Origin of the sequence: Agromyces humi (genome assembly GCF_009720255.1) — a bacterium.
Lineage (GTDB): Bacteria > Actinomycetota > Actinomycetes > Actinomycetales > Microbacteriaceae > Agromyces > Agromyces humi.
Map to the genome: position 1 here is coordinate 1 of NZ_WJSP02000154.1, position 8286 is coordinate 8286.

Sequence of the window (8286 nt, forward strand, 5' to 3'; positions counted from 1 at the left end):
TGGCGCGGAAGACGAAGCGGGCGCCGCAGCATCATCGCGCGGCGGCAGCGCCGCGGCATCCGTCGCCCCCTCGTCGCCCGGGAACGACGCCGCAGCCGGGTCGTGGGTGTAGCCGCGCTGGAACCTCGGATCGAACCGCGGGTCGATCCCCGTCGCCGAACCCTCGCTCACTCGCTGCTCCTTCGCGGCACGGGCCGCAGCGCCCTCACCGATCTCCAGAATAGGCGGCGCAGCGCCCGTCGGGGCGGGTCAGCCGGCACTCAGTCGGGCTCGCCGCTGAGGAGCCCGCGCAGCCAGTCGCGCGCCTCGATGAAGATCTCGTCGTCGAACTTCGAGTGGTACTCGATCGCGCGCTGGTCGGCGCGGGGGTACGAGCCGAGGAAGATCACGTTGGGGCTGGTGCGCCGCAGGCCGAGCAGGGCGTCGGCGACCCGCTCGTCGCCGATGTGCCCGTCGAGGTCGACGACGAAGCGGTAGCGGCCCAGCTCGTCGCCGATGGGCCGGGACTCCAGCAGCGACAGGTTCACGCCCCGGGTGGAGAACTGCTCGAGCATCGCGAGCAGCGATCCGGGCTCGTCGTCGGGCAGCTCGACGATGAGGCTCGTCTTGTCGGCTCCGGTCGGCTCCGCGAGCACGCGCGAGCGCGACACGAGCACGAAGCGCGTGACGGCGTTCGGGTTGTCGCCGATGTCGCGGGCGAGCACGGCGAGGTCGAGGTGCTCCGTGATGCCGGGCGGCGCCACCGCGGCATCCGCCTGGCTGCCCTCGAACAGGGATGCCGCGGCCTGCACGTTGCTCGTCGCCGGGATGTGCCCGTGGTCGGGCAGCTCGCGCTCGAGCCAGCCCCGCGACTGCGCGTAGGCGACCGGATGCGCGTTCACGATGCGCACGTCGGCGAGCGTGGTGCCGGGGCGGGCGACGAGCACGAAGTTCACGGGCACGAGGTACTCGCCGACGATGCGCAGGCCGGGCACGGTCGCCAGCGCGTCCTGCGTGGCCGACACCCCGCCCTCGACGGAGTTCTCGATCGCGATCATCGCGGCGATCGAGCGCCCGCTCGTGACATCCGCGAGCGCCTCGCCCACGTTGTTCACCGACCGCCAGTGCTTGCCGGCCGCCTCGGGCACCTGCTTCAGCGCCGCCTCGGTGAAGGTGCCGGCCGGTCCGAGGTAGGAGTACGTCTGCTCGGGCGGCGTGGGGGCGGCATCCGTCATGCACGCAAGCCTAGTGAGCGGGCGCTCGGCAGGCGCTAGCGTCGAAACGGACCGCAATCCCGACGCGAGGGGGCCGGCAGATGACGGCGATCGACGAGCTCCGTGCCACGCCAGTGCGCACGACACCGACCGATGAGGAGCGCCGGGTCGCGCTCCGTGGCATGAAACGGCTCGCGACGAGCCTGCTGCTCGTCGCCGCGGTCGTCTTCGCGGTGTCGTTCGCGCTGCAGGACCAGGTGCCGTGGCTCGCCTACGTGCGCGCGGCGGCCGAGGGCGCCATGGTCGGCGCGCTCGCCGACTGGTTCGCGGTCACGGCGCTGTTCCGGTACCCGCTCGGGCTGCGGATCCCGCACACGGCGATCATCCCGAACCGCAAGGACGAGATCGGCGCCACCCTCGGCGCGTTCGTGGAAGACGAGTTCCTCTCGGACGAGGTGGTCGTCGGCAAGCTGCGGTCGATCGGCATCTCGGCGCGGCTCGGCGAGTGGCTGTCGAGGCCCGCGAACGCCGAGCGGCTCACGGCCGAGGCATCCGTCGCCGCCCGCGGCGTGATGACCCTGCTCGGTGACGACGACGTCGAGGACGTGATCGAGAAGCTCGCGCGCCGGCACCTGTTCGAGCCCGAGTGGGGGCCTGCGATCGGGCGCATGGGTGAACGCCTCGTCGCGGCGAACCAGCAGCGCGCCGCCGTCGACGCCCTGTTCGAGAAGGCCGAGGAGTGGCTCGAGGCGCACCCCGAGTCCATCGGGGGCATCGTCTCCGGACGGATGCCGCGGTGGATGCCCGACTTCGTCGAGAAGTTCGTCGACGAGCGGGCGCACAAGGAGGTGCTCGCGTTCGTACGAGCGGTACGCGAGGACCCGTCGCACCCGATGCGCGAGACGATCGACCGCTACCTCGCCGACCTCGCGAACGACCTGCAGCACGACCCGCTCATGATCGGCCGGCTCGAGCAGCTGAAGGTCGACCTCCTCGAGAGCCCGAGGGTGCGCGAGTTCGCGGGCGAGGTGTGGACGAGCGTGAAGGACACCCTCCAGACGGCACTCGGCGACCCCGACAGCGAGCTGCGCCAGGGGTTCAGGGCGGCGGTGGTCGAGGTGGGCATCCGGCTCTCGACCGATGCCGAGCTGGCGGCCAAGGTCGACGAGTGGGTGACGGATGCCGCGGCCTACGTGGTGCGGAACTACCGCCACGAGATCGCCGGGGTCATCACCGAGACGGTCGAGCGCTGGGACCCCAAGGAGACCACCGACAAGCTGGAGCTGCAGGTCGGGCGCGACCTGCAGTTCATCCGCATCAACGGCACCGTCGTGGGCGCGCTCGCCGGGCTCGCGATCTACACGGTGGCCACCGGCATCCGCTCGCTCATGTGACGCCGGTCGTGCAGGGGGTGTCGGCGAGGTCGCTCCTTCGGCAGACTGGGCAGATGCACGAGCGAGCGGGAACCCCGGCGACCGAATCCGACCTGATCGACGTGGAGGCCCTCGTGAGGGCCTACTACGAGCGGAAACCCGACGTCTCGATCCCCGAGCAGCGGGTGGCCTTCGGCACCTCGGGCCACCGCGGCTCCGCCTTCAACACGGCGTTCAACGAGGACCACATCCTCGCCATCACCCAGGCCATCGTCGAGTACCGGGCATCGCAGGGCATCACCGGCCCGCTGTTCATCGGCGCCGACACGCACGCGCTCAGCGCACCAGCGCAGACCACCGCGCTCGACGTGCTCGTCGCCAACGGCGTGCGCGTGCTCGCCGACGAGTACGACGACTACGTGCCGACCCCGGCGCTGTCGCACGCGATCCTGAAGTGGAACACCGATCCGGCGAAACGCGCCGAGGGCGAGGCCGACGGCATCGTGATCACCCCGAGCCACAATCCCCCGCAGGACGGCGGCTTCAAGTACAACCCGCCGCACGGCGGCCCCGCCGACTCCGACGCCACGAACTGGATCGCGAACCGGGCGAACGAGCTCATCGCCGGCGGCCTCGCCGAGGTGAACCAGGCCGAGCCGAGCGGCGTCGAGACCTACGACTTCCGCGGCAACTACGTCGACGACCTCGCGAACATCATCGACTTCGACGCCATCCGCGAGGCCGGCCTGCACATCGGGGCCGACCCGCTCGGCGGGGCATCCGTGCACTACTGGGCCGCCATCCGCGACTGCTACGAGCTCGACCTCACCGTGGTGAACGAGCGGGTCGACCCCAGGTGGGCGTTCATGACGCTCGACTGGGACGGCAAGATCCGCATGGACCCCTCGTCGCCGAGCGCCATGGCGTCGGTGCTCGAGCACGGCGGCAGCTTCGACATCCTCACCGGCAACGACGCCGACGCCGACCGGCACGGCATCGTCACCCCCGACGGCGGCCTCATGAACCCCAACCACTACCTCGCGGTCGCGATCGAGTACCTCTTCGCGCACCGTCCGAGCTGGCGGGCGGATGCCGCCATCGGCAAGACCCTCGTGTCGAGCTCGATGATCGACCGGGTCGCCGAGTCCCTCGGGCGACGCCTCTGGGAGGTGCCGGTCGGCTTCAAGTGGTTCGTGCCCGGACTCGTCGACGGCTCCGTGGGCTTCGGCGGCGAGGAGAGCGCCGGCGCCTCCTTCCTGCGGTTCGACGGCACCGTGTGGACCACCGACAAGGACGGCATCCTGCTGTGCCTCCTCGCCTCCGAGATCCGGGCGGTCACGGGCAAGTCGCCGTCGCAGCTGTACGCAGAACTGGTCGAGCGCTTCGGCGACCCCGCCTACCAGCGCACGGACGCCGCGGCCTCCCCCGCGCAGAAGGCCGCCCTCGGCAAGCTCGACGGCGACGCGATCGCCGCCACCGAACTGGCCGGCGAGCCGATCACGGCGAAGCTGTCGCGCGCGCCGGGCAACGACGCGGCGATCGGCGGCGTGAAGGTCGCGACGGCCGACGCCTGGTTCGCGGCGCGGCCGAGCGGCACCGAGGACGTGTACAAGATCTACGCCGAGTCGTTCCGCGGCCCCGAGCACCTCTCGCTCGTGCAGGAGGAGGCGAAGCGCGTCGTCACCGAGGCGCTCGGCTCCGCCGGCTGACGCCTGCCGCAGGCCGGCGCGCGAGTGCAACCCCCTGCCCGGGATTCGGGCGAACGCCGGGATGATGCGAGGATCGCCCATGCGCGGCATCCGCCCGCTGCTCGATCAGCGCCGACCCCGAGTCCCATCCGACCACGAGGAGCTGCGATGGAAGCCTGGCCCGGATCCGCCTACCCGCTCGGCGCGACGTTCGACGGCAGCGGCACGAACTTCGCGCTGTTCAGCGAGGCGGCCGAGCGCGTGGAGCTGTGCCTGTTCGACGAGGACGGCACCGAGACGCGCATCGAGCTGCAGGATGTCGACGCGTTCGTCTGGCACGCCTACCTGCCGCACGTGCAGCCGGGGCAGCGGTACGGCTACCGCGTGCACGGGCCGAACGACCCGGCGGAGGGACAGCGCGCCAACCCGAACAAGGTGCTGCTCGACCCCTACGCGAAGGCGATGGCCGGCACGTTCGACTGGCACCAGTCGCTGTTCGGGTACGACTTCGGCGATCCCGACTCGCGCAACGACGACGATTCCGCCGCGCACGTGATGCACTCGGTGGTGATCAACCCGTTCTTCGACTGGGCGGGCGACCGGCACCCGAACACGCCGTATTCCGAGACGCTCATCTACGAGGCGCACGTCAAGGGGCTCACGCAGCTGCATCCCGACGTGCCCGAGGAGCAACGCGGCACGTACGCCGGCGTCGCCCACCCGGCCGTGATCGACCACCTGCGCAAGCTCGGCGTCACGGCCCTCGAGCTCATGCCCGTGCACCAGTTCGTGCAGGACTCGACGCTGCAAGACAAGGGCCTGCGAAACTACTGGGGCTACAACACCATCGGGTTCTTCGCGCCGCACAACGAGTACTCGTCGACCGGCGAGCTCGGACAGCAGGCGCAGGAGTTCAAGAGCATGGTGCGGGCCATGCACGAGGCCGGCATCGAGGTCATCCTCGACGTGGTCTACAACCACACGGCCGAGGGCAACCACCTCGGGCCGACGATCGCGTTCCGCGGCATCGACAACGCCGCGTACTACCGCCTCGAGGAGAAGGACAAGCGGTACTACACCGACTACACCGGCACCGGCAACTCGCTGAACGTGCGGCATCCGCACTCGCTGCAGCTCATCATGGACAGCCTGCGGTACTGGGTCACCGAGATGCGCGTCGACGGCTTCCGATTCGACCTGGCGGCGACCCTGGCGCGCGAGTTCTACGACGTCGACCGCCTGTCGAGCTTCTTCGAGCTCGTGCAGCAGGACCCGGTGGTGTCGCAGGTGAAGCTCATCGCCGAGCCGTGGGACGTCGGCCCCGGCGGCTACCAGGTGGGCAACTTCCCGCCGCAGTGGTCGGAGTGGAACGGCAAGTACCGCGACGAGGTGCGCGACTTCTGGCGCGGCGAGCCCTCGAGCCTCGGCGAGTTCGCCTCGCGCATCACCGGCTCGGCCGACCTCTACGAGAACAGCGGGCGCAAGCCGGTCGCCTCGATCAACTTCGTGACCGCGCACGACGGCTTCACCATCCGCGACCTCGTCTCGTACAACGAGAAGCACAACGAGGCGAACGGCGAGGACGGCAACGACGGCGAATCGCACAACCGCTCGTGGAACTCGGGCGAGGAGGGCGACACCGACGACCCCGACGTGCTCGCACTGCGGGCGCGCCAGCAGCGCAACTTCATCGCCACGCTGCTGCTGTCGCAGGGCGTGCCGATGCTCCTGCACGGCGACGAGCTCGGCCGCACGCAGCGGGGCAACAACAACACCTACGCCCAGGACAACGAGCTGAGCTGGGTGCACTGGGACCAGGCCGACAAGCCGCTCATCGAGTTCACGGCGGCGGTCGCACGCCTTCGCAAGGACCATCCCACGTTCCGCCGGAGCCGATTCTTCGACGGCCGGCCGGTCGAGATCGAGGAGGGCGAGGAGAGCCCCGAGGGTGCTCCGCTGCCCGACATCGTCTGGCTGCGGCCCGACGGCACCCAGATGCGGGAGCAGGACTGGGACGCCCCGCTCGGCCGGGCCGTCGGCGTCTACCTCAACGGGGAGGGCATCCGCCAGCGCGACGCCCGGGGCGAGCCCATCGTCGACGTCGACTTCCTGCTGTTCTACAACGCCGAGCCCGAGGATGCCGAGTTCCGCATCCCTCCCCGCACGAATCAGATTTGGGACGTCGTGATCGACACGGCGGGCCGGTCGGCGGACAGCGAGCCGAAGTCGGCCGGCGACACGTTCACCCTGGAGGGCCGCTCGATGCTCGTGCTCTGCGCGCACACCGAGCCCGAGACCGAGCCCGACCACTCGGTCGCCGCCTCGCTCGCCGTGCGCACGTCGCAGGGCAGCCAGGCCTCGCTGCCCGGCAGCGCGCCGGGCACCTCGGGCGGCGTGCAGTCCACGACCGTGCACCCACCCACGTAGCCCGCTCGGGCCGCCCGACCCTCACGCCACCGAGCGACGACCGAAGGGACCTCCGTGAAGGCACCCGTCTCGACCTACCGCATCCAGGTGCGGCCCTCGTTCGACCTCGACGCGGTCGCCGACGTGGCCGGCTACCTGCACGAGCTCGGCGCCGACTGGGTCTACCTCTCGCCCATCCTCGAGGCCGAGCCGGGCTCGGACCACGGCTACGACGTCGTCGACCACGCGCTCGTCGATCCCGCGCGGGGCGGGGCGGACGGACTCGAACGGGCCGTCGCCGCGGCACGCGCCCACGGGATGGGCGTGCTCATCGACATCGTGCCGAACCACGTCGGGGTCGCCACCCCGTCGGCGATGGCGTGGTGGTGGGACGTGCTGGCGAACGGACGCGACTCCGCGCACGCGGAGGCGTTCGACATCGACTGGGACTTCGGCGGCGGGCACGTGCGCATCCCGGTGCTCGGCAGCGCCGACGACCTCGGCGAGCTCCGGCTGGTTGCGGTCGACGACGGCTTCGAACTGCACTACTTCGACCACCGCTTCCCCGTGGCTTCCGGCACCGCTGCAGACGGCGACGACCCCGTCGAAGTGCACGACCGCCAGCACTACGAGCTCGTCGACTGGCGCCGCGCCGACGCCGACCTCAACTACCGGCGGTTCTTCGCGGTGAACACGCTCGCCGCGATCCGGGTCGAGGTGCCGCGCGTGTTCGACGAGAGCCACGCCGAGATCGCGCGCTGGTTCGAGGCGGGCCTCGCTGACGGCCTGCGGGTCGACCACCCCGACGGGCTGCGGCATCCGGGCGCCTACCTCGACCGACTCGCCGAGCTCACCGGCGGTGCCTACGTGCTGGTCGAGAAGATCCTCGAGGGCGACGAGCGGATGCCGCAGGGCTGGGCCACCGAGGGCACCACCGGGTACGACGCCCTCGGCGACGTCGACCGCGTGCTCGTCGATCCCGCCGCCGAGGCACCGCTCACCGACCTCGACACCCGGCTGCGCGGCAGCGAGCCGGTGGAGTGGGCGGAGCTCATCCACGACACGAAGCGCGCGGTGGCCGACGGCATCCTCCGATCCGAGGTGCTGCGACTCGACCGCGAGCTCGCGGCGGCCTCCCCCGCCGACGAGCGCCTGCCCGAGGTCGCCGACGCGGTCGCCGAGCTGCTCGCCTGCTTCCCGGTCTACCGGTCGTACCTGCCGTTCGGCGAGGAGCACCTCCGCGAGGCCGCGGAGCTCGCGACCCGGCACCGACCCGACCTCGCCGCGCCGACCGATCGGCTGATGTCGATCCTCGCCGACCCCGGGCATCCGGCGGCGCAGCGCTTCCAGCAGACGAGCGGCATGGTCATGGCCAAGGGCGTCGAGGACACGGCCTTCTACCGGTACCCCCGGCTCACGAGCCTCACCGAGGTCGGCGGCGACCCTGCCGAGTTCGCGATCGACGTCGCCGAATTCCACGCGCGGTCGAGCTCCCGACACGAGCGGCCTGCAGGGATACAAGGGCGGCTTCGCCGACCTGAACCCGATCCCCCCGGGCACCTACGGCTTCGGCCCATTCACGTACAACGCGTACGACTGGTGGATCCGGATCGTCGGCTGGACGCT

General features: G+C 71.0%; 5 protein-coding genes. 4 read left to right on the forward strand and 1 reads right to left on the reverse strand.

Going from position 1 to position 8286, the window contains the following annotated elements; genetic code table 11:
• Window positions 1-260 precede the first annotated feature (260 nt).
• Window positions 261-1214, reverse strand: coding sequence for a prephenate dehydratase (gene pheA / locus GH736_RS12910; protein WP_159603895.1), 954 nt, complete (start codon window positions 1212-1214; stop codon window positions 261-263).
• Between the two features lie 80 nt (window positions 1215-1294).
• Between pheA and GH736_RS12915 the strand changes: the two genes are divergently transcribed.
• From GH736_RS12915 to treY, 4 genes are all read left to right on the forward strand, one after another.
• Window positions 1295-2587, forward strand: coding sequence for a DUF445 domain-containing protein (locus tag GH736_RS12915; protein ID WP_159603897.1), 1293 nt, complete (start codon window positions 1295-1297; stop codon window positions 2585-2587).
• A gap of 53 nt (window positions 2588-2640) precedes the next feature.
• On the forward strand, window positions 2641-4275 hold the full coding sequence (gene pgm, locus GH736_RS12920; protein ID WP_159603899.1) for a phosphoglucomutase (alpha-D-glucose-1,6-bisphosphate-dependent): 1635 nt from the start codon (window positions 2641-2643) through the stop codon (window positions 4273-4275).
• Window positions 4276-4422: 147 nt separating this feature from the next.
• Window positions 4423-6681, forward strand: coding sequence for a glycogen debranching protein GlgX (glgX, locus tag GH736_RS12925; protein WP_159603901.1), 2259 nt, complete (start codon window positions 4423-4425; stop codon window positions 6679-6681).
• Between the two features lie 54 nt (window positions 6682-6735).
• Window positions 6736-8286, forward strand: a 1551-nt coding sequence (gene treY / locus GH736_RS12930) for a malto-oligosyltrehalose synthase (protein ID WP_235934160.1), incomplete at its 3' end; no start/stop codon positions are given.